The sequence below is a fragment of the Ruegeria sp. AL11 genome (assembly GCF_056540865.1).
On record NZ_JBQFXO010000094.1, the window covers coordinates 1 to 543 of the forward strand.

Annotated in this window: 1 protein-coding gene; it reads right to left on the minus strand. The window is 57.8% G+C overall.

Features of this window, described 5'->3' with window-relative positions:
- Positions 1–117: 117 nt before the first annotated feature.
- Positions 118–543 (minus strand): winged helix-turn-helix domain-containing protein (locus ACR0IP_RS23465; RefSeq protein WP_480528205.1); only part of this gene is annotated, 426 nt, incomplete at its 5' end.

Below are 543 nucleotides of genomic sequence, written 5' to 3' on the forward strand. Positions count from 1 at the left end.
GACTCGGTATCGTCGGGAATGACCCAGTCATCCCCGAGTACGACGTCACCGTCACGTAGTTCGCTGGCTGCTTCGGTGTCGCGCACGAGAGCCCATTACCCCTTGCTGGCGTGGCGCCTATTCTTCGTTGTACCGATAACCGATACCATAAAGGGTTTCGATCGCCGAAAACTCGGGATCAGCCGCGCGCATCTTCTTGCGCAGACGCTTGATGTGGCTGTCGATCGTCCGGTCATCCACATAAACCTGATCATCATAGGCCACATCCATCAGCTGGTCGCGGCTTTTGACGAAACCCGGACGCTGGGCAAGTGCCTGAAGAAGCAGGAATTCGGTCACGGTCAGGGATACATCATTCCCTTTCCAGCTGACCGCATGGCGCAGCGGGTCCATCCGCAAGTCGCCGCGTTCCATAACCTTTGTGTCGTTGCTATTGGCCGCAATCGCGTCGCCGCTTGTTGCTTCTTGCCGACGCAGCAGAGCGCGGATGCGCTCAACCAGCAACCGTTGCGAGAAGGGCTTTTTCACATAGTCATCCGCGCC